Origin of the sequence: Roseateles flavus (assembly GCF_039872765.1) — a bacterium.
Taxonomy (GTDB): domain Bacteria; phylum Pseudomonadota; class Gammaproteobacteria; order Burkholderiales; family Burkholderiaceae_C; genus Roseateles_B; species Roseateles_B flavus.
Map to the genome: position 1 here is coordinate 53632 of NZ_JBDPZC010000016.1, position 20126 is coordinate 73757.

Genomic DNA, 20126 nt, shown 5'->3' on the forward strand with positions numbered 1-20126 from the left:
AGCCTGACCATGTATCGCTTCATCGTCTGGTTGACCCTCTGCAGCTTCCTCGGGACGCAGTCCGCAGCGCTGGCGCAATCGCCAGCCCACGCGCATACCGAAGGCACAGCGGCAGGACAGGCCGCCAACACGGCCGCGCGCCCTGCCGTCGGCACTGCCAGCGCCACCGCTGTCGCGCCCGGCTACACCACAACCCCGCCGGAACGATCACTCTATGGGCGGTCCGATCTCGGCACGGTGGCCGGTAACCGCCTGGTCGCCTGTGCCCATGGCAGCGGGGATCCGGTTTGCGAGGCCCAGCTCAACGCAGCAAGCTCCGCGACGCTGCCCCACCCCACCGTCTCACCGCATGACCCCGCCATCAGCGCGGCGGCACACGTCACCGCCAACCCCGGACTGCAGCTGGAGGATCTCGCCTCCTACTACCGCGGCTGCTCGTCCGCCAGCGGCCCGCCGCCTTCCAGCTGCCCCAGCGGGGTCTTCTGCTTCGCCGGCAGTTGCTTCAGCACCTCCTACAGCATGGATGCGGACTTCGCTCGCGCCATGAGCTTCATGGAGGCGGCGCGTGAAGCCGGGGTCTACCTCGACCCGCACAGCTTGCGGGTCTTCACCGGTGAGGTCGGCAAGTGCCGCAACCGCCTGCTGAAGAACTGCTGCCAATCGGACTCGGCCGGCGCAGGCATGAGCAACCAGAGCCTCTTTGGTCTGGGGTCTCGCCTCGTCTTCGACGTGCTGATGAGCTCAGCGAACCGCCAGTTCCTCTACCAGGGCCTGCAGGCCTTGCTGCTCAGCGGCGGCTTCTCGGGGAGTTTCACGACCTACGGGGTCACTGTCGCCATCAACGGCACGGCCCTGCCCGCCGGCTCCTCGGTCCTTTACGCCGGCGACAGCATGGTGATCGCCTTCGATCCCTGGTCACTGGCCATCGCCGTCGTCCTCTACGTCGCCCTGTCGCTGGCGAGCTGCAACCAGGACGAGGGCCGCCTGGCCATGCAGGAAGGGGCGCACCTGTGCCACACCGTGGGCACCTACTGCTCGTCCTGCATCCGGATCCTGGGCAAGTGCGTGGCCTGCATCGAGCGCACGACAGGCAAGTGCTGCTTCAACAGCGTCCTGTCACGCATCGTCAATGAGCAAGGCCGCAACCAGCTGGGACGAGGCTGGGGCAGCGGCGAAGCACCCGACTGCACCGGCTTCTCGGTCAACGAGCTTCAGTCGCTGAACTTCTCGACGATGGACCTCACTGAGTTCTACGCCTCCATTGTCCCCACACTGCCCAGCCTGGGGAGTTTTCAGCGCAGCAACGCGGCCCGCGTCCCCTCCTGCTATTACGGAAAGGGGAGATGCTGATGAAAGCGCTCACAACTCTGGCCGCCCTGATCACGCTCGCCGCGACGCCCATCGTCGTGATCGCGGGACACGGCACGCCGCCCGACCCCGTCAGCCGCACCGCCGTGACGGACGTGCGCCCCTTGATGATCGAGGCCCTGCAGGCACCCCTCGGCCAGGCCCATGGCGTGCTCACAGGAATGAACGCGCAAGCCATCACCCTGCACTTCAAGGCCACGTCTCCCATCCACATCGACGTGGCCACGCTCCAGCGCTTTGCCCAGGCGGGCTGCGCCAGGCTCCAGGTGACCTTCTGGCAAGAAGGCGTCCAGTTGGGAGGCCAGGGGCCCGAAGCCGCAGGGCCGCGCCGCCAAACCATCGACTTCGGTATCAACTACTGCCTGGACGGTCGGCCGCCCCTGTCGCTTGCCCCCGAGGCGCTCTTCCCTGACCGCCCCTGAACGCCCTGAATACCCATGAACCGCGTTCTCACCGTCGCAGGCCCCTTCGCCATCCTCCTGGCGCTGGCCGCGTCGTCCTCGCCGCTTGCCCAGGAACGCGCAGGGGCCGCGTCAACTTCGGCTTCGACTTCAGCGCAGCCACCATCGTCCCCCTACTGGCAGGACCGCTGGCGCGGCTGGCACTTCTACGAGGAGCCGGAACTCGAAGTGCGCAGGCCCGCCTCGCAGCCGCAGGCCGCTGCGCCCGCAACATCCGCCCGCCCCGGCTCATCCGGCGCTCGCCCCCCTGAATTGGAGGAGTTCGCGCGGCTCCAGAAGCGGCTGGAGGACTACCGCAACATCGCCATCATCCGCCCCACCGAGGCCAACGTGCGGCGCTACATGGAGCTGGAAGCCAAGGTCGTGGCCCAGGCCTCGACCTTTGCGGACATGGCCCAACGGGTTGCTTGGGCAACACCCGCGCTGGACCCGACCCTGCAGGGGCGCCCCGTCAATGCCAAGGCCTTGGAGGTGTTCGACGACACCCAACGCGTTGATCGTGCACGGACCATGGCCCAGTTGGGCAAGGACCACGTGCTGCTCTTCTTCTATCGCTCGGACTGCCCGTACTGCCATGCCCTGGCCCCCACCCTGGAGGGGTTTCAGGATCGCTACGGCATGCAGGTGGTCGCCGTCAGCATCGACGGTGGGCCCATGCCTGGCTTCCCCTCCGCGCGGCGCGACAACGGCATCGCCCGCACCTTGCAGGTGGCCCAGGTACCTGCCGTATTCCTCGCTCAACCCTTCTCCGGCCAGATCACGCCCATCGGGTTTGGCGTGCTGTCCGAGTCCCAACTGCTGGAGCGCATCGCTGTCGTGAGCAGCCCTCAAGGCCTGGCCATGCTTCCCAGTGCAACGCACCAGATTGGCCAGGTCGCCATGCCATAGGAGCTTCCCATGATTCGGATCCAAGCAACCACCGGCCATAACGAAGCAGGTCGGCTTCCAGCCCGCCGATTCACGGCCATTGCCATCTCCATGGCGCTGCTGATCACGGCCTCGCCGCTACAGGCTGGAGACCTCAACACCGAGGTCAACAACATGTTCAACAGCCTGGGCGCCGTCGGCAACTACACCGCGCCAGGCGCCTTTCGGGGCCAGGCTTACAACACCTACACCGGCGGCAACCTCATGATGCGCACCCCGAACAAGGTGTATCAACTCGCCGCCATCCAGTTCCCCAGCGCCAAGGCGGGCTGCGGCGGCATCGACATCTTCGGCGGCAGCTTCAGCCACATCTCGGCCGCGGAGTTCAAGAACATGCTCAAGAACATCACGGCGGCCCTCCCCGGCATCGCCTTCCAGCTGGCCCTCGAAGCCGTCTCGCCTTTGCTGGGCGGGCTCACCAAATGGGCCAAGGGCTTGGAGACCTGGATCAACAACGCGCGCATCAACTCGTGCGAAACGGCCAAGGCGATCGTGAGCACCGCTGCGGAGTCCATCGGCTTCAGCTCCCAAGAGAGTTGTGCCGATCTCGCCATGTCCATGGGCATGGAGAGTGATCGGGATGCGGCGCGTCGGCGCTGCGCCAGCGACCGGCCCAGCATCCTCGCCTCTGCCCGCAGCTCTGGGGACGCCAACGTCAGGAACAAGGCCCCCTTCGTCGGAAACCTGACCTGGAAGGCCTTGCAAAAGACGGGGACCGCACTGGACGACAGCGAACGCGAGCTGATCATGAGCATCGTGGGCACGGTGGTCTACTACCCCGAGGAGTCCGGCCGCGATCCCGAGACCGTCGCTCCGACGCTCACCTCCATCAGCCAGTTGCTCTACGGGCAGGCCCCCGGCACGGGCAGCAACGTGGTCCAGCACCTTCTGCGCTGCAACGACTTCTCAGCCTGTGACGCCGTCACCGTCAACACGGGCTACAACCACACCCCCTTCACGGCGAAAGTCGAGACTCTGATGCGCTCGATCGCGGAGAAGATCGCCTCGCGCATCGCAATCCCGAACAACTCGCCCGAGGTGGGCTTCGTCAACCAGACCACCGAGCCGGTCTACAAGATGCTCTCCATCGGCACGAGCATCCCCGGCTCGGGCCTTGCCGACAGCTTGATCGCGCAGTACCGCGACCTGATCGCCGCCGACTACGCCTACGTGTTCTTGGAGCGCAACCTGCGCCTGGGCTTGGCCGCCCTGGACAAGGACTACACCTTGCAGCAGACCCAGCGCGAGCAGGCCCGCGACATCCGCCAGCGCGCGCTGCTGATGCTCTCCCAGATTGCGCAGGAGAAAAGCGCCCTCTATCAGAAGGTGGGCTCCTTCCGGGCCGTGGCCAGCCATCTCGAAGAGCTGGAGCGCCAACTGCGCTCCAGCATGCCCCGGCATGTGATGGACATGCTGGGGCAGCAGGCGGCCTACATCGCCCGCTGACGCGCCACAGCTTCCCACCCTACTCCTTGCGGTGCACCAACGCTGCTAAACCAAATCCTCCGGAGGCTGCGCGATGTGGGAGATCTACGCCTATCAAAATTCGGCCAGCCTGTTCGGCATCTTCAACGCCGCGGCCGCCGTCCACGCCGCAGGCGACTACAAGTCGGCGATCGCCGCAGTCGCCTTCTGCGGCTTCGTCGCAGCACTGATCGCCTACGCTTTCGCCCCAGAAAAGCTGCAGGGCTGGAAGTGGCTCGGCTCGGTCATGCTGGTCTTCTCGCTTCTGATCGTGCCCAAGGTGACGGTGGGCATCGTCGACAAGACGGGCAGCAGCCCGGTTCAGGTGGTCGACAACGTGCCCTTTGGCGCCGCATTGCTGGGCAGCCTCACCAGCACCATCGGGCATACGCTCACCGGGCTCTTCGAGACCACGTTCCAGACCATCCCGGGCACAGGCGCGTTGCCCGCCGAACTCGCCTACGAGCGCAACGGCCTGATGTTCGGGAGCCGCCTGATCCGAGAGACCAGCAACGTTGTCTTCCAGGATCCGAACTTTCGCATGGACTTGGTCAACTTCATCCATAACTGCACCACCTACGACTTGCTGGATGGCACCCTTGCGCCTAACGACTTCTCGACCTCAGACGACGTCTGGCCCCTGATGGCCAGGCCAAACCCCGCTCGGTTCACGCCACTCACGGCCACCTCCAGCAGCACGATCGAAACCTGCCCGACCGCCTACCAAAACCTCAACGGCCGCTTGCCGGCCCAACTCTCTAAAATTCAAGGGCAGTTGGCCTTCCAGCTCAACCCGACGCTGCCGGGTGCCGCAGCAGCAGCCGCCATCGCCGGGCAAATTCAACAGGCCTACCTGAAGAACAGCATTGCCACGGCCTCAGCGACGGCTGCAGACCTGATCCGCCAGAACGCCATGCTCAACGCGATCGCGGACACCGGCAAACTCGTGGGGCAGAAGATCAACGATCCGGCTTCCGTGGTCTTGGCCATGGGCCGTGCCCAAGGTGTCGCACAGCAGAATGCAGCCTGGATCAATGCGGGCAAGGTGGCGGAGCAGGCGCTGCCGGTGTTTCGCAACGTCATCGAGGCAGTGACCTACGCACTTTTTCCCCTGCTGGTCCTCCTGCTGTTGCTCACCAGCGGCCGTGAAACGCTGCTTGCTTTCAAGGGCTATGCCAACGTCCTCATCTGGATTCAGCTTTGGCCACCTCTATACGCGGTGCTGAACTACATGGCGTCGATCTACGCCGCCTACGATATCGCTGCGGCGGCCGACCTGGGCACAGGGCTCAAGGGTCTGACGTTGCAGACCGCTTCCAGCATCTACTCGCGGACGATCTCGGGCGAAGCAATCGTCGGCTATCTCTCCATCAGCATCCCCTTCCTCGCCTGGGCTGCGCTGAAGCGGATGGAGAGCTTCGGATCAGCGATCGTGGGTGGCATCACCGGGCTGCAGTCCATGGTGGGCTCTTCGACAGGCTCCGCAGCCCTGGGCAACAACAGCCTGGGTAACGTGTCGATGGACCAGTTGCAACTGGCGCCCAACCGCACCTCCTCTTTCATGAGCAGCTGGCAGAGCGACACCACCGGCGACACCTTTTCAGCGAGTGCCGCGACCGGCCGCTCCGCAGTCAGCCTGCTGCGCAACCAGGGGTTTGCATCGCGCGTGGTTTCTGTGCGCGTGTCCGAGCAGGACGTTCTGCAGGCCAGCCAACAGGTGGATGCGGCTCGCAATGAGGCCGTGGTGGCCAGTGCCGAGCGCTCGGCCGCGCTCACTGAGGTGTTCTCGCGAGGGCTCGGGACGCTGCGCTCCGTGCGCAACAGCAGCGGCTCCAACTCAAGCAGCTTCGAGCAAGTAGGCGAAACGCTGAACAAGCTCGACCAGGTCGTCCAGACCGTCTCTGAATCCACGGGACTGAGTCAAGCCCAGGTCGCTCGCTTGGCCTTTGGGGCGGCAGCTCATCTCGGGCTGGACTTCAAGTACGTCGGCGGGAGCGTTCAAGCCAGCGGGGAGAAGTCCTATCTCTCCAGCCTTTCAGCCCAAGAGCAAAAAGCGCTGGCCAGCTTGACAGGCGATCAGTTGACGGCGTTCAAGCAATTCGGTGACCGCGTCTCCAAAGACAACAGCTATGTGCGGGCCCTATCGGAAGACTCCAGGGAGGCGCGAGAGATGTCCTCTCGCCTGGGCACGGCCCAGACACGATCGGAGCGTGCTGAAGCGGCCCTCTCCAACCGGATCAGCGTCGCAAACCAAGTTTCGACAGCCTTCATGAAGGGCGAGGTCATCGCAATCGACATGGCACAGGACCCCCACAACATGGCGATGTTCCTGCGCTACGCCCAGACCTATGGCGGTGACAGCGCCGCCGCGCACACCCTGATGTCGGCCGAGCTCGCGCGGCAGTCACAGAGCCCCAACCGGGTATTGTCGGGAGGTAGCGGTCTCCCCGCATCTTTCGAGGACGTGCGGGCCCTTCATCAGCGGCAGTCGATGGGACCCGAGTTCTCGCCAGATCTTTCAGGCGTTCGCCGAGATCACGAGCGCTCGACGTCTGCATTCGATGGCAAGCCCACCCGTTCAGAAGCGCAGCAGGCGCAAGCTCCCTCTCGCGTGCGGCAGGAAATCGGACAAGTCTCAGCACAGATTCGAGAGCAAACCGCAGAACGCGATAGAGGATTCGATAGCAAGGCCGAGATAGTCAAGACGGATGACGGCACGCTTGCATCAAAGAAATCGCTTTTCTGGCGATCTTCAAAGCAGGTCTACAAGGACGGGAGCTCCACGGTAGAGGAGCTAAAAGGCTCCGTGAAGGACTTGCTAAAACGCAAATGAAGTGCCCACTCTAACGGTCCCACCGGCGAATGGGGGCATCGCCCTTGAATAGGCCTCTCGAGTGCAAGCCACTTCCCCCCTTTGTCCAGCGAGTCCACCGTCGACTCCGACCAGGGCGGTCGCCAATCCCGGCAATTGCACCGGCGACGGGAGCTGTGAACAGCAAACAGAGCCCGACCACAACAACACCCTCCCCCCAGCTACCCTTTCCAGCCACGGTCACGAAGACACCGATCCCGATCCCGATCGACAAGAAGACCAGAGCAAAGAACTTTCTCACGGCTGCTACCCCCTTCAATGAGCGTACTCCGATTCGGCTGGAACACAAGCGCTGCGCCGCTTGTGTTCCGACCCATGCGAGGACGCTAGAGGCACAACCTTCCAGAAAGCAGCTGCGTTGCAAGCAGCCGCCCCTGCGTGCAGCCTCGGCATCCAGCTACCTTAAAGGGTAGTTGTCCGAGAAGGACCTCCACCCAATACTGCGCCGAGCTCATGCGGTGATGAGCGCCCAAGAGGCGCAATCCTCCTTCGCCCTATGCAGATATCAACGAGCGCCTCGCGCTCCTTGGCATCAACTCGGTATGCGGGGCGTAAACGCGCCAAACCTATCACTCGACCATCAACACGGGAGAATTGACATGGACTTCCCTGTCTCCATCATCGGAGCGGGCCACTGCGGCTGCGCTTTCGCGGCTGACCTGCTCCACCGCGGCAGTCGAGTCCTGCTGTATTCGCATCCAGAGCATGCGCGCAACCTGCGGGCCATCCATGAAGCCGGTGGGTTGCAGTCCGCCATCAAGATCGAAGGAACCTTCGCACCCGAGTTGAGCATGGATCTTGAGAAGGCGGTTCAGTTCTCCCGCTACCTCATCATCACCGTTCCGGCCTATGGCCACGACGACATCATTGAGCAGCTTGCGCCTTTCGATCTGAGCCAGCACGTGGTCATCTGCGTCACGGGCAACTTCTTCAGCCTGGCAGCCCGACGATCACTCCGCGCCAAGGCGCTGCTGGAGACAAGCTCGTCGCCCTACGCCTCCCGCGTCGAGAACGCACTGGTGCGGATCCTGGGGATCAAATCCCGGATGACCATTGCAGCGCTAGCTCCTGATTCGATCGGGCCACTGCGCCTGGAAGTTGCCCAACTGTTCTCCATGCCTTTGACGTGGCTTGGCAACGTGATCGAGGTCGGCCTCTCGTGCATCACGGGCGTCATCCACCCGACACCGACCCTGCTGAACCTGGGATGGATTGAGTCAACCAAAGGGGACTTCTACTTTTACCGCCAAGGCATGAGCAAGTCGGTCGCAACCGTCATGGAGCAGGTCGACCAGGAGCGCCTGCAGGTCGCCCAGGCGTTCGGTCTGGATTTGCCGGCCACCATCGACGTGATGAACGACTTCTACGGGGGAAGCTACGCCGATCTGGCAACGTTCGCAGCGCACAGCATCGAGCACAACATGAACAAGGTCGCACCCGCAACGCTGGAGCATCGCTTCATCTCCCAGGACGTTCCCTATGTGCTGGTCCCCTGGTACGAACTGGGACGCAAGGCGGGTATCGAGTGCCGGACCATACGCTCGGTCATCCACCTGGCATCCCTTGCCAAGGGGACCGACTACCTGCGGACCGGCCGCACGCTGCGCAAGCTTGGCCTGCACCTTCTGGAAAAGGAGGACATCCTGGAGCTCGTGGGCGCCCCCCGTTCCGTGGTGGAGCGAGCGTCCCTTCAGGCCTCATGAGCGGGCGCGCCGGGATCAATGCACGCCGAGGTTCACCATCTGCCCTGAAAGGGATTGCCTACCGACTCGCTTCTTCGCTCGTGCTGGCTGGCATGTTCGCACTGGTCAAGGCGCTGGGGAGTCGCTACCCCATCGGCGAAATCGTCTTCGCCCGCAACCTCTTCGCCTTGGTTCCCATCACCTGGCTCGTGCACTCTCAAGGGAAGTGGGCCGAACTCAAAACAAAGCACCCGCTTCTGCACATGCGTCGCGCTATCGCGGGAACGCTAGCGCTGTTCTTCAGCTTCTCCGCCGTGACGATGTTGCCGCTTTCGACCGCCGTGGCCCTGACCTACGCCGCACCGTTGTTCATCACCGTGATGTCGACCACGCTCCTGCAAGAACAGGTCTCGCCGCGGCGCTGGATCGCGGTGGGGCTCGGATTCTTCGGCGTACTCACCGTGGTGCGGCCAGATTTTTCCGCTGGGCTGCCCTTGGGCAAGCTGCTGGGCGTGCTGGGCGCCATCGCTTCCGCAGCCTCTCTGATCTACATCCGCCAGATGTCGACCACCGAGCCGGACTTCGCCATCGCCTTCCACTACACCGTGTTCGGTATCGTCGTGGGGGCCATGTCGCTGACCTACGGTGTCGTCATCCCGAACGTCGTCGACGCCGCAAAATTGGTGGCCATCGGGTTGCTGGGCGGCATTGCCCAGATGCTGGTGACTCGGGCCTACCGCCTCGCACCGGCTTCGCTCCTCGCTCCAGTCGAGTACGCCACTTTGTTGAGCTCACTCCTGATCGGCTACCTCGCATGGGGAGACACTCCAGCGATGATGGAGTGGATCGGGATCGCAATCATCGTTGGCGCCGGGCTGCTGCCTCTGCTTCCTTCCAATCCACGCGCCATTGCCCGCAGCGCGATCAGAATGGCCTCGAAGCGGCGTGTGCGGTGACGGCGCCAGCTTCGACCACCAAGGCCACCAAGGCCACCACGACCATCAAGCCATCGACGAAGCGACCACAGACCCAAGAGCCGCAGAAACAACGATTTCCACCAACGTCTCCTCGGAAGCCATGTCAGCCTGTACCGTCGCCCGCGTTGGAGCTGCCCCCTTGACGGTCCAGGCATCCCACACCTCGTTCATGCCCTTGAAGTCCCTCTTGATGTCCTTGAGGAAAACCTGAGCGGTGAGCAAGCGGCTGCGGTCCGTCCCGGCAACCGAGAGCCAGTGATCGACCTTGGCCAGGGCCTGTGCGGTCTGGCCCAGGATATCCTGGCTGCGGTCTTCCGCCGTACATCCGGCGAGGAAAACCATCCCATTGCACACCACAGCCCGGCTGGCTCGTTCATTGGCGGCGAATCTTGAAATTTCATTCATCAAATCTTCCCTGTCTCTAGGGCTGGGGCGTTGACACGTCTTCAGCGGTGGCAATGTTGGCAAGCGAGGCCAGCGGGATGGGCTTGAGCGGTGTCCTGATGCGGTAGGCACCGATCTCCTGCGGTGGCTTGCCCAAGGCATCGGCCAAGATCTGCGTGACCGCCAGCCCACACACCCTGCCCTGGCAAGGGCCCATGCCGCAGCGGCTCATGAACTTCATCTGGTTGGGCCCATGGCACCCGAGCTGCGCCATTTCTCGGATCCGCCCCGCGCTCACCTCCTCGCATCGACAAACCAGGGTGTCATCGGCAGGCTGTTGCAGCCACGATGGCGGGCGGTACAGGGTGTCCAACAGGGGACGCACCAGCAGCTCCCGCGCCAGCGCCTGTTGGTGCGGGCGTGCTCTTTGATCGCGCTCAGCCACGGAGACGAAGCCGCGCACCTGGGCAGCACCCAAGGCCGCAATGGCTCCCGCATGTTCAGCAGCCAACGCTCCGGCAATAGCGACGCCGTCGCCAGCGACGCTGACCCCGGCGCGCGAAGTCGCACCCCAGGGGTCGGTTCTGACGCTCCACGCGAGCTGAACCGGGTTCCAGTCGTGCTCCAGCCTCAGTAGGCGTGTCAGCTGGGTGTTCGGCACGACCCCGTGATGCACAAGCACCAGATCGGCCTCTAGCCTGTGCCCTCTTCCCTTGGAAGTGAAGGCCAAGGCTGTTGCGCGTTCGACGCCTTCAGCGCGAAGTTCGGTGGCTTCCTTGAACCAAGGCACCCGTGCCTTGCGCAAGTGGCGCACCATCGAGGCCCCTTTGGCCAGGTAGTCCCAGGCCCCAAGGGCCGCCGGCAAGTGCCGGGCCGCCTGCCAACGGTTGCCACCGGGCGAGGTCTCAACCAGGCCCGCCACATTCGCACCGGCCTTCTGCAATTGGCTAGCCACGAGCAGCAACAGCGGGCCACCACCTGCAAGCACCACCTTCCCAGAGGGAATTGCCGCCGACGACTTCATGGCTATCTGGGCGGCTCCTGCATTCATCACGCCAGGCAGCGTCCAGCCCGGCATCGGCGAAGCCCTTTCCACCGCGCCCGTCGCGATGATCAAGTGGCCGGCTCGAACCTTGAACGACCGGCCGGCTTGCTGCACCGCGAGAGTCAACGCCTCGTCCACGTCCCATACCAGGGCACCAAAGAGGCACTCCACGTTGGAAACGGCCAGCCGAGACGTGAGGACGCGACCATAGCTGTACGCACTGCCCAGAATGCCCATCACCGCCTGGCTGGCATTCGCCACATTGCGGTAGATCTGCCCGCCAGCTTGGGCCTGCTCATCCAGGAGCAAGACCTTCAACCCCAGATCAGCCGCCGTCGTCGCGGCAGAGATCCCAGCAGGCCCTGCCCCGATCACGGCGATATCGTAGAACGGCACCGTCATGCTGAGACCTCGATGTGGCGTGCGCCGGCCTGGAGCCTCACGCGCATGCCGGGCGCCACGGTCACCATGCAAGCCTGGACATTGGGCTGGCCATCGAGCTCCACCAGGCACTCAAAGCAGGTCCCCATCAGGCACAGCGGGGCCCTGGGCTGCCCCGATACCGCCGATCGCCGAAATGGTGTCCGCTTGCCGAGGCTGCACGGGCTGCTGAGCAGTGCGACGGCCAAGGTCTGGCCAGCGCTCACCACCACCTCTTGCTCGTTGACCACGAGCTTGATCCGCTGCGCTTCGTCGGCCTCGCTATTGAGCTGTTTGAACATTGAAGCGTTCCTCATTGAATTCAGAAATTGCAGCGGGAGCCACCCGGCCACGCAGCCAGTCCACAAGTCCTCCTGCGTGCTCCGACGCCAAGGTGATGCCGCTGTGGCAGTTGACCGCGAAGGCGCCTCGGTGCGTGGCCGACTGCTGGTAGAGGGGGTAGCCGTCCGGTGTCATGGGGCGCAGTGCCCCCCAGGACCGCACCACATTCACTTGGGCCAGCAGCGGAAAGCATCGGATGGCACGCTGCGTGATCGCTGCTAGGCCATCTAATGAGGTCCCGTCGTCAAAGCCGACATCCTCCTTCGAGGCGCCGAGTTGAACGACACCTTCTCGTGTCTGCCGGATCGCATGCCATGGATGCCGAAGGAAGGGCTGCACGCGCTCCGTGACCAGCATCTGCCCGCGGATGGGCTCCACATGGGCATTCATACCCAGTTGGGGCGCCAGGGCGAGATTGCCGAGGCCCGACGCCAGCACGATGCGCGTCGCGGAGAACTCTCCGCGCTTCGTCTTCACCGTGAAGAGCCCCTGCCCGTGGGAGATCTCGGTTGCAGCCGCATCCACCATCAACAGCCCTCCAGCCTTCTTGAAGCCAGCCACCAGGGCGCGCAGCAAACGCAAGGGGCTCACGTGCCCGTCCAGGGGGCAGAACATGCCACCCACGACCTCAGGGCCGATCATGGGACAGAGCTTCGCCAGCTCGGCGCGGTCGAGCACCTCATAGGGGTAGTCGTCCAACGCAGCCCGCAAGGACTCCATCCCCTTGACTCGGTTCGCCAGTTCCGCGTCGCTCAAGCAGATGTGGAGCCCGCCAATCTGCGACAGCTCGACGTCGACGCCGGTCTCGTCAAACAGCCGTGCCGCGAACTCGGGCCAGCGCTTCACTGCGGCCATCGTCCAACTGGCGTAGGCCGGCTTGCCGACGCCTTTGCCCTGCACCCAGATCAGGCCGCCATTTCCGCGCGAGGCACGGAATGCAATATCGCCCTCATCCAGGACCCGCACGGTTTCGCCTGCGATAGCGAGTCCGTATCCGATGGACAGACCCATCACGCCGCCGCCGACGACAAGAAAATCAGTGGCTTTTGAAGCACTCATGATTCGATACAGATAGCGAACACACCATCAATCGGCCGTGATATTGGATTGCTTGATGACAGCGCTCCATTTGGCATCCTGAGCCTTGATGAAGCCCGCGAATTCAGCCACGCTCATCGTCTTGGCATCGGTACCGACATCCAGCAGTTGCTTCTTCACCTTCGGATCAGCGAGCACGTGATTGATTTCCGTATTCAGCTTCTGAACGATCTCTGCCGGCATTTTTGCGGGCCCCACGATGCCAGTCCAAGATTCAGCTTCTGCCGCCTTCATACCCATTTCCCCAACGGTGGGGACGTCAGGCAAGAGCGGGGAGCGTTTCGCGGAGGTGACTGCCAACGCCCGGACCTTGCCCGATCTGACGTTGGGTGCCATCGAGCTGAAGTTGTCCACCATCATTTGAATCTGGCCGCCTATCAGATCCATTTCTGCAGCCGGCGAGCTCTTGTAGGGAACGTGCGTCGCTGGAATATTCGCGCTAGAACGAATCAACTCCATCACGATATGAAGCGAGGAGCCATTTCCCGATGAGCCAAAGAAAACAGCCCCAGTGCTGCGTTTGGCATAGGCGGCAAGCTCCGGCACAGATTTGACGGGCAAGCTCGCCGGGACGCCCAGCAGGTAGGCGCTGGTCGCATTCATGGCGATCGGGGAGAAGTCGGTGGCCGTGCTGTAGGGGATGGTTTTGACCACGTGCGGCGCCATGCTGAAGTTCGTCACGTTGTTCGCGCCGAGGGTATAGCCGTCGGGGGCTGCCTTGGCCACCGCGTCAAGGCCTATCGCTCCCGAAGCTCCTGGTTTGTTGTCGATGACAACCGGTTGCCCTAGCCGCTGCGAAAGGGCCGTCCCAATGATTCGGGCCACCGTGTCGGCCGCGCCGCCCGCAGCTGCGGGAACCACGATGCGAATGGGCTTCTCCGGATACCCTGCAGATGCGCCCTGAGCAAAGGTCGCAACCCATGTCAGAAAACACAGGGTGAAGGTACGATTGAGCGTGGGTAGGAGTTTCATGGTCATCCAGTTCTGTGTGGTTGACCAATCGTATGAAGGAACGATGAACGAATCCATGGCATCTCCGCATGAATCCATCCGCGGATGCTATGGGTTGCGCAATTGAAATCAACAACAAATGCAACCCAAGATACCTACTCATCAAATGATCGAGGCCTTCCGCGCAGCGATTGATCACGGTGGCTTCAGTGCAGCGGGCGAGGCGCTGAATATGTCGCAGTCGTCAGTCAGCCGACTGATATCAGATTTGCAGAAATCGCTCGGATACCAGCTTTTCGCCAAGCATGGACGTACCGTGCGTCCGACAGCGGAAGCGCTCGCACTGATTGCCAAAATCGAGGAGTCGTATATCGGGTTGAGGGATATTGCGCGCTTCTCGGAGCAGTTGCGCAAGCAGAGGATGGGGCATCTTTCCATCTGCGCCATGCCCGCCATCGGGCATTCCATCATGCCCAGTGCGATCGAGTTTCTTCGCGACCGGCACCCTGACGTGTTTGTGAGCTTCAGCGTCATCCCCTCGCTGGATGTGTCCAATGCCGTGCGCAACAGGCAGGCGGACCTGGGTTTTGTCGCCGACGGCCTCGTGACAGGAGGTCTCGAAACGGTGGCGGAGTTTGAAGGGGACTGTGTTTGTATTGCGAGAGCCGGAGATTTTCCGGCAGCCTGGCGTCAGGTCAATCTGGAGCAATTGGCCGGCCGACCCTTCGTGAGCACGACCGCGTCGCTACAGCGCCAACTCAACATGCGGCTGAGCGCCCTGGGCCTGGAGCTTGATGTCATCGGCGAGGTGTCGCACTCTTTCTCGGCCAGCCAGCTCGTGCTGCGAGGCCTGGGCATTTCGGTGGTGGATCCATTCACCGGGGCGGTCCACAGGACGAACGGGGGCGTTGTTCTACCGCTTGCTCCATCCCTGCCCTACAAGATCGTCGCTCTTGCCATGGGCGACACCCGGCTCAACGGGGCGGCAAAGGACCTGCTGCAGTTTCTCGGAACTGGGCTCGACACCTGAGGCCGAAGACCCTTCCGTGATGCTCGGCGAGAGTCCAATAGCGCCGCTGGACTTGGGGGAACAGTCGTCATGAAAGCGGGATTGCAAGGCTACGCCTTGTTCTCTGCGGGCAACCGCGCAGTGACCAGCCGAACCTGGATACCATCAGGGCTCGATGCCCAAGTGCTCCCCGATCGCCGTTTGAGCCATATCTCCAGCGCAGCAAGGAGTCATGGTCTCGATGTCGAACATGCCGTGCAGGGCAAATCTTCATGAAAACAGACGCTTCCACTGAGCAACCGCCGTCCCTCCCGACGGAGGACGTTACCACCCAGCTGATCAATCAACTGGACGAGCTGCTCCACGCGCTGAGTAAAAGCATTCCTGCCACCAAGCCCTGGAGCAGGCAACTGCAAGAGCACCTGCGTGAGGCCGACAGAGCTATCGAGACGCTGCGCCTCACGTTGTTGCTGAAGCGCCCCTCTGTGGAAATGGCTGCGGCTGCATTCACCGTCCGATCAGCAACTGCTGCCATGGACGCCGCAGCCGCTGGTGGACGGGTTGATCTCACCACGCGTTCAGCGTTGAGGCTCGCCCATCGCCTGGGACAAACCCTGGTGCGAGATTTCCAGGTCACCCCAAATGGCGCCTGACAGTCACCCGAGTAGCCGACGCCTCACCTGGGAAGTTCTACTGCCTGAGCATGGACTCCTCGTGCCCGCCGGCTGAAAAGCAGCGGTAGCGCCAACAGATAGAGCAGCGCCGCCGCAATCCAGACCACACCGGGCGAAGACTGCTGCGTCACCGCGAACGCAGAGGTCGCGGCGAGGGGCCCACCAATGCCAATCAGGCTGTTGAGGCTGGCCAGCGTGCCTTGCAATTCGCCTTGGTGCTGCGCATCCACTTGGCGCGCCAGCATGGCCTGCAATGCCGGCAGGGTCAGGCCTCCAGCAGCGAACAGAGGCAGCAGCGCGAACGGCATCCAGCCCACTGTGGCCAAGCCGATCAGGACAAAGCCCAACCCGTCCGCCGCCATACCGGCGAGCAGCGCACGCTGCTCGCCGAGCCGGGCCACCAGGGGCCCGGTGACAAAGGCTTGCGAGACCGCATGCAGGCCGCCGTAGCAGGCCAGCGACAACCCCGCCACCCAGGCGGTCCAGCCGTAGCGCTCCTGCCCATAGAGGATCCACAACGCGCCCGGCACCTGCGACGCCAGCGCGACGACCGCAAACACGCCCACGAGTGGCAGCAAAGGCGGGCGGCCCTGCAGGCGATGCAGCGCCAAGAACGCGTTGAGCTTGCTTATCTCCAACCGAACTGCGCGATGCTGGTTGGACTCGGGCAGCGCGCGCCAGGCCAGCAGCAGGTTCAGCGCATTCATGGCGGCTGCGGCCAGGAACGGCGCGCGCAGCGACCACTCGCCCAGGCCACCGCCGATCAGCGGCCCGACGACGAAACCCAGGCCCATCGCCGCGCCCATCTGGCCATAGCGCCTCGCGCGATCCGGCTCGGCGGTCACATCGGTGATGTAAGCCGTGCCAACCGCCATGCTGGCGCCGGTGATGCCGGACAGCACACGACCTACGTACAGCCACGCCAAGCTCGGCGCCAGCGCCATCAGCACGTAGTCGGCCGCCGCGCCGGCCAGCGAGGCCAGCAGCACCGGCCGGCGGCCGAAGCGGTCGCTCAAGGCACCCAGCACCGGCGAGAACAGAAACTGCATGGTTGCATAGACGGCCAGCAAGGCACCGTAGTGGTGGGCAGTGGCATCGGCGCCTGCCAACTCGCGCAGCAGGCCAGGCAAGATGGGAAACACCAGGCTCATGCCCACTGCGTCCAGCAATAGCGTCAACAAAATGACAGTCAAGGCTCGATTCACAATTTCCCTATCATTGATAGAGTGCATTGTGCCCGAATTTCCCTATCATTGATAGAGTATGACTGCGACCGACCGAACCCGACTCCACCGCGACGATGTGCTGCGCGCGGCCCTGGACCTGCTCAACGAAATCGGCATCGACGCCTTGAGTACCCGCAAGCTGGCCGAACGGCTGGGCGTGCAGTCGCCCACGCTGTACTGGCATTTCAAGAGCAAGGGCGCGCTGCTGGACGCCATGTCCGCGGCCGTCATGCTGGACAGCCGTGCCCGGCTAGCGCCCGGCCCCCAGGAGCGCTGGCAGGACTGGCTGATGGACGATGGGCACAGCTTCCGGCGAGCGTTGCTGGCGTACCGCGATGGCGCGCGGCTGCACGCCGGCACGCGGCCCGGCGAGGCGCAGCGCGAATCGATCGAGGCCCGGCTTCGCCTGCTGTGCGCGGCCGGCTTCGCGCCCGGCCCGGCCACATTGCTGCTGATGTCGATCGGGCGCTTCGTTGTTGGCTGGGTGTTGGAGGAGCAGTCGATACAGCAGCCGGATGCACCACCGTCCGCCAAGGTCGCGCCACCCAGCATGGCGCAATACCCGCTGCTGGCCGCCGGATGGGCTGCCACTGTGGGTAGCAACGCGGACGCCGTGTTCGAACGCGCCCTGCGCCTGTTAGTGGATGGCGCGAAGGCGCAACTACGTTGAAGATGAGAGCACCCGCCAAGCGTTTGCAGTAGTGGGGCATCGGACCGGAGATCCTATCGCCGGTGGGGTTAGAGTATCAGGCTATGCAAATTCTAGTAGGCCAGAGGCAATCCAGGGGCCGCAACTTTGCTTGAACTGAGGGCTGCGCCATGCGATTGAAGACCGTCACGCTGAAAAATTTCCGTTGCTTTGAGTCCCTGACACTGGACCTGCACCCCCGCCTTACAGTGATTGTGGGTGAAAACGGGGCGGGCAAAACGGCGGTACTGGATGGTATTGCCAGTGGTTTGACCCCGGTCCTCACCCACCTGTCTTCTGCGGATCAGCGCTTAACGGGTCGCGGTATCAAGGATGCGGATTTTCGTATTCAGTCTTCGACGGGAGTGCGAGTGCGAGGGCGAGAGCAGTGGAGCACCGCTGACTTCGCGCAAATCATGTCCACCACCTGGGGTGACTTGCAATGGGACTACTGGCGCCCGTCTGACGGGGGCAAAGGCAAGAAGCCTGCCGAGACATGGGGCGAGACGGCGCTTAAAGAGCATCTGCACGCCATCACGGCCAGCTACAAAACGGACACTCCGGCACTCACGCCCGTCTTTGCGTACTATGGTGCGAGCCGAGGTCATATCGAGGTTCCCGAACGCTTGCGCTCCGCGAAGCACAATTATGAGCACCCCACGGCAGCACTGGTGGATTGCTTCAACCCACGCAGCAATTTCCGGGAGATGCTTGCGTGGTTTGATCAGGAAGAATCCGCCGAGCTTCGGAAAAATAAGGGTGTCACCAGTGAGGACTACACACCCTTGGAGTCGCTGGAAGCGTTGCGGGCCACTGTTGTTTCCCTGCTAGGGGAAGCCTACCGGAACCCACATTTCAACGCACGCCATAAGTTCATGTTGGAGCGGTCCAGCGATGGTGCCGAGCTGCTGGTGAACCAACTCAGCCAAGGCTACCAAAGCATGTTGGCACTTGCGATGGACTTTGCACGCCGACTTGCCATTGCCAACCCCCATCTTGAACATGGCAATCAGTTTGCAAACCAGCAACTGATCATGCAAGTGGTCTCTGTGTTGGAAGGCCAAGACCCCGGCATCTTCGAGCCCTTCCAGCATGCCTTGGCCATGAGCGCACCGGCCATCATGCTGGTGGACGAAATCGACCTGCACCTTCACCCGACCTGGCAACAGCGCGTGCTGGGTGATTTGATGCGCACCTTTCCGTTAACGCAGTTCATCGTCACCACGCACAGCCCACAGGTGCTGACCACTGTACCGCGTGAAAACATCCGCGTTCTTGATCAGGACGAAAACGGGCTCATGCGCGTGCGCACACCGGATTTCAGCCCGCTGGCCCATGAGTCGGGTGACGCCTTGGCCAAAATCATGGGCACTCATCGGGAGCCCCCCCTGCCGCTGCAAGAGGAAATTCGGCGCTACGAGCAACTGGTGCGTGTTGGTCAAGAGCAGACCGAAGAGGGCCAAACCCTCCGAGCGGCGTTGGATGAAGCGGGCTACCAATTTCATGAAAGCGACCTCACCACCTGGCGCTTCCTAGCTGCACGAAAAGCAGGCGGGGTGAATTGATCATGGTGGAACTGCAACACCGCGCAATCCCCACGCCAGCGCTTACTGCTTTTGTAGCCGCCCACCCAGGCGCTACTGTGGCCGACTTTGACAGTGAGCCATTCGCCTCAGCCAAGCGCGCAGTCAAAGCCGATCTGAATCAGGATCAGGACGGCCTGTGTGTTTATTGCGAAAGCCCGTTGGAACCAACAGGCGGGCAGGTTGAACACGTCAAACCCAAGGCGGGGGGCAATGGCCACCCGCACCTGTGTTTCGTTTACACCAACTACGCCCACAGTTGCATCAACCCAAAGACCTGCGGCCAAAGAAAGGGCAATGGCCTGCTCCCCATCGAGCCTGGCCCTGGCTGCAATACGCAGTGGACATTGTCCACTGACGGTACCATCGAGCCCATTGTCGGCCTGACCCGAAAGCAACGGCATCCCGTGCGTCAAACGCGGGATATGCTGGGCCTGAACACCGACCCCAATCTCGTCGATGAACGCCAACGTTGGCTTCGCAATGCCCTGGTTGTGTTGCAGCAGACGCCCGGCGATATCCATACCTTTTTGCAATCCGCACCGTACCGCCACATGCTGGCCACAGTGGTGTAAGCCCGATCTGCGTTTTCCATGTCTAGTCCTCAAGTCTGAGGCAAACAGTGCGGCGACTTCTTAGGTGACACTCCCCAACCGGTTCTTTGGACTGGTGGAAATGGATGCCGCGACGGCAACGACGGATTTTTCGACCATCGTCAACGGGGCGATCCAGCACTTTGCGGCACATAGTAGGGTTGATGCGACTGTCACCGTTGAAATCGAGGCTCGCACGCGCGATGGGTTTGAGGCACGCTTGCAGCGGATCATCAAGGAGTGTTGGCGCCGATCTAAATTTGACCCACCCTGCCGATTGAACTTTGACCCAGGGCTTGGGGCCGACATCGGCTGATGCCGGCTGTGGACAACTGTAGCGCGGCGCTTGTTCAGCTCGCTTC

The 20126-nt window shown here is 62.8% G+C and carries 19 protein-coding genes; 13 read left to right on the forward strand and 6 right to left on the reverse strand.

The window, feature by feature from the left end:
- The first annotated feature begins 9 nt into the window (after nt 1-9).
- The 7 genes from traN to ABDJ40_RS22940 all read left to right on the forward strand — a co-directional run bounded on the left by traN (nt 10) and on the right by ABDJ40_RS22940 (nt 9730).
- Nucleotides 10-1350, forward strand: coding sequence for a conjugal transfer protein TraN (gene traN / locus ABDJ40_RS22910; protein ID WP_347613196.1), 1341 nt, complete (start codon nt 10-12; stop codon nt 1348-1350).
- The gene (locus ABDJ40_RS22915) at nt 1350-1790 is read left to right on the forward strand and encodes a hypothetical protein (protein ID WP_347613197.1); all 441 of its coding nucleotides are present in this window, start codon (nt 1350-1352) and stop codon (nt 1788-1790) included. Before traN ends, ABDJ40_RS22915 begins: the two co-directional genes overlap by 1 nt.
- A gap of 15 nt (nt 1791-1805) precedes the next feature.
- A complete protein-coding gene (traF, locus tag ABDJ40_RS22920) occupies nt 1806-2717 on the forward strand; it encodes a conjugal transfer protein TraF (RefSeq protein ID WP_347613198.1) in 912 nt (303 codons plus the stop codon).
- 9 nt (nt 2718-2726) lie between these two features.
- Entirely contained in the window at nt 2727-4202 is a 1476-nt protein-coding gene (locus ABDJ40_RS22925; protein WP_347613199.1) for a conjugal transfer protein TraH, read from the forward strand.
- A gap of 73 nt (nt 4203-4275) precedes the next feature.
- Nucleotides 4276-7053 (forward strand): conjugal transfer protein TraG N-terminal domain-containing protein, encoded by a 2778-nt coding sequence (locus tag ABDJ40_RS22930; protein ID WP_347613201.1) that lies wholly within the window; start codon nt 4276-4278, stop codon nt 7051-7053.
- Nucleotides 7054-7691: 638 nt separating this feature from the next.
- On the forward strand, nt 7692-8795 hold the full coding sequence (locus tag ABDJ40_RS22935; RefSeq protein WP_347613203.1) for an NAD/NADP-dependent octopine/nopaline dehydrogenase family protein: 1104 nt from the start codon (nt 7692-7694) through the stop codon (nt 8793-8795).
- Nucleotides 8792-9730, forward strand: a complete 939-nt coding sequence (locus ABDJ40_RS22940; protein ID WP_347613205.1) for a DMT family transporter — start codon at nt 8792-8794, stop codon at nt 9728-9730. Before ABDJ40_RS22935 ends, ABDJ40_RS22940 begins: the two co-directional genes overlap by 4 nt.
- Before the next feature lie 45 nt (nt 9731-9775).
- Here ABDJ40_RS22940 and ABDJ40_RS22945 read toward each other — a convergent pair whose 3' ends face one another.
- From ABDJ40_RS22945 to ABDJ40_RS22965, 5 genes are read right to left on the reverse strand one after another with little or no spacing between them, the layout of a single operon-like run.
- Nucleotides 9776-10156, reverse strand: coding sequence for a RidA family protein (locus ABDJ40_RS22945; protein WP_347613207.1), 381 nt, complete (start codon nt 10154-10156; stop codon nt 9776-9778).
- Between the two features lie 16 nt (nt 10157-10172).
- Entirely contained in the window at nt 10173-11582 is a 1410-nt protein-coding gene (locus ABDJ40_RS22950) for an FAD-dependent oxidoreductase (RefSeq protein WP_347613210.1), read from the reverse strand.
- On the reverse strand, nt 11579-11902 hold the full coding sequence (locus ABDJ40_RS22955) for a (2Fe-2S)-binding protein (protein ID WP_347613211.1): 324 nt from the start codon (nt 11900-11902) through the stop codon (nt 11579-11581). The genes ABDJ40_RS22950 and ABDJ40_RS22955 overlap by 4 nt, the downstream gene beginning before the upstream one ends.
- Nucleotides 11883-13001, reverse strand: a complete 1119-nt coding sequence (locus tag ABDJ40_RS22960) for an NAD(P)/FAD-dependent oxidoreductase (protein WP_347613212.1) — start codon at nt 12999-13001, stop codon at nt 11883-11885. The genes ABDJ40_RS22955 and ABDJ40_RS22960 overlap by 20 nt, the downstream gene beginning before the upstream one ends.
- A 27-nt stretch (nt 13002-13028) precedes the next feature.
- Nucleotides 13029-14069, reverse strand: coding sequence for a Bug family tripartite tricarboxylate transporter substrate binding protein (locus ABDJ40_RS22965; protein ID WP_347613215.1), 1041 nt, complete (start codon nt 14067-14069; stop codon nt 13029-13031).
- A gap of 61 nt (nt 14070-14130) precedes the next feature.
- On the opposite strand from ABDJ40_RS22965, the gene ABDJ40_RS22970 reads away from it, so the two are divergent.
- Together ABDJ40_RS22970 and ABDJ40_RS22975 are read left to right on the forward strand one after the other, a co-directional pair.
- Complete coding sequence (locus ABDJ40_RS22970) at nt 14131-15021, forward strand: LysR family transcriptional regulator (protein WP_347613217.1); 891 nt, start codon at nt 14131-14133, stop codon at nt 15019-15021.
- A gap of 251 nt (nt 15022-15272) precedes the next feature.
- Nucleotides 15273-15653, forward strand: coding sequence for a hypothetical protein (locus ABDJ40_RS22975; protein ID WP_347613219.1), 381 nt, complete (start codon nt 15273-15275; stop codon nt 15651-15653).
- A gap of 23 nt (nt 15654-15676) precedes the next feature.
- Here the strand turns inward: ABDJ40_RS22975 and tet are convergent, their stop codons facing one another.
- The gene (gene tet / locus ABDJ40_RS22980) at nt 15677-16906 is read right to left on the reverse strand and encodes a Tet(A)/Tet(B)/Tet(C) family tetracycline efflux MFS transporter (RefSeq protein WP_347613221.1); all 1230 of its coding nucleotides are present in this window, start codon (nt 16904-16906) and stop codon (nt 15677-15679) included.
- 31 nt (nt 16907-16937) lie between these two features.
- Between tet and tetR the strand changes: the two genes are divergently transcribed.
- From tetR to ABDJ40_RS23000, 4 genes are all read left to right on the forward strand, one after another.
- Nucleotides 16938-17570, forward strand: coding sequence for a tetracycline resistance transcriptional repressor TetR (gene tetR / locus ABDJ40_RS22985; protein WP_347613222.1), 633 nt, complete (start codon nt 16938-16940; stop codon nt 17568-17570).
- Between the two features lie 149 nt (nt 17571-17719).
- Nucleotides 17720-19153: an AAA family ATPase gene (locus ABDJ40_RS22990; protein ID WP_347613224.1), complete on the forward strand. Its 1434-nt coding sequence runs from the start codon at nt 17720-17722 to the stop codon at nt 19151-19153.
- Between the two features lie 2 nt (nt 19154-19155).
- Nucleotides 19156-19746 carry a retron system putative HNH endonuclease gene (locus ABDJ40_RS22995; RefSeq protein ID WP_347613225.1) on the forward strand — a complete coding sequence of 197 codons (591 nt, stop codon included), beginning with the start codon at nt 19156-19158 and terminating at the stop codon, nt 19744-19746.
- A gap of 64 nt (nt 19747-19810) precedes the next feature.
- Nucleotides 19811-20080 (forward strand): hypothetical protein, encoded by a 270-nt coding sequence (locus ABDJ40_RS23000; protein WP_347613227.1) that lies wholly within the window; start codon nt 19811-19813, stop codon nt 20078-20080.
- The last annotated feature ends 46 nt before the right edge of the window (nt 20081-20126 follow it).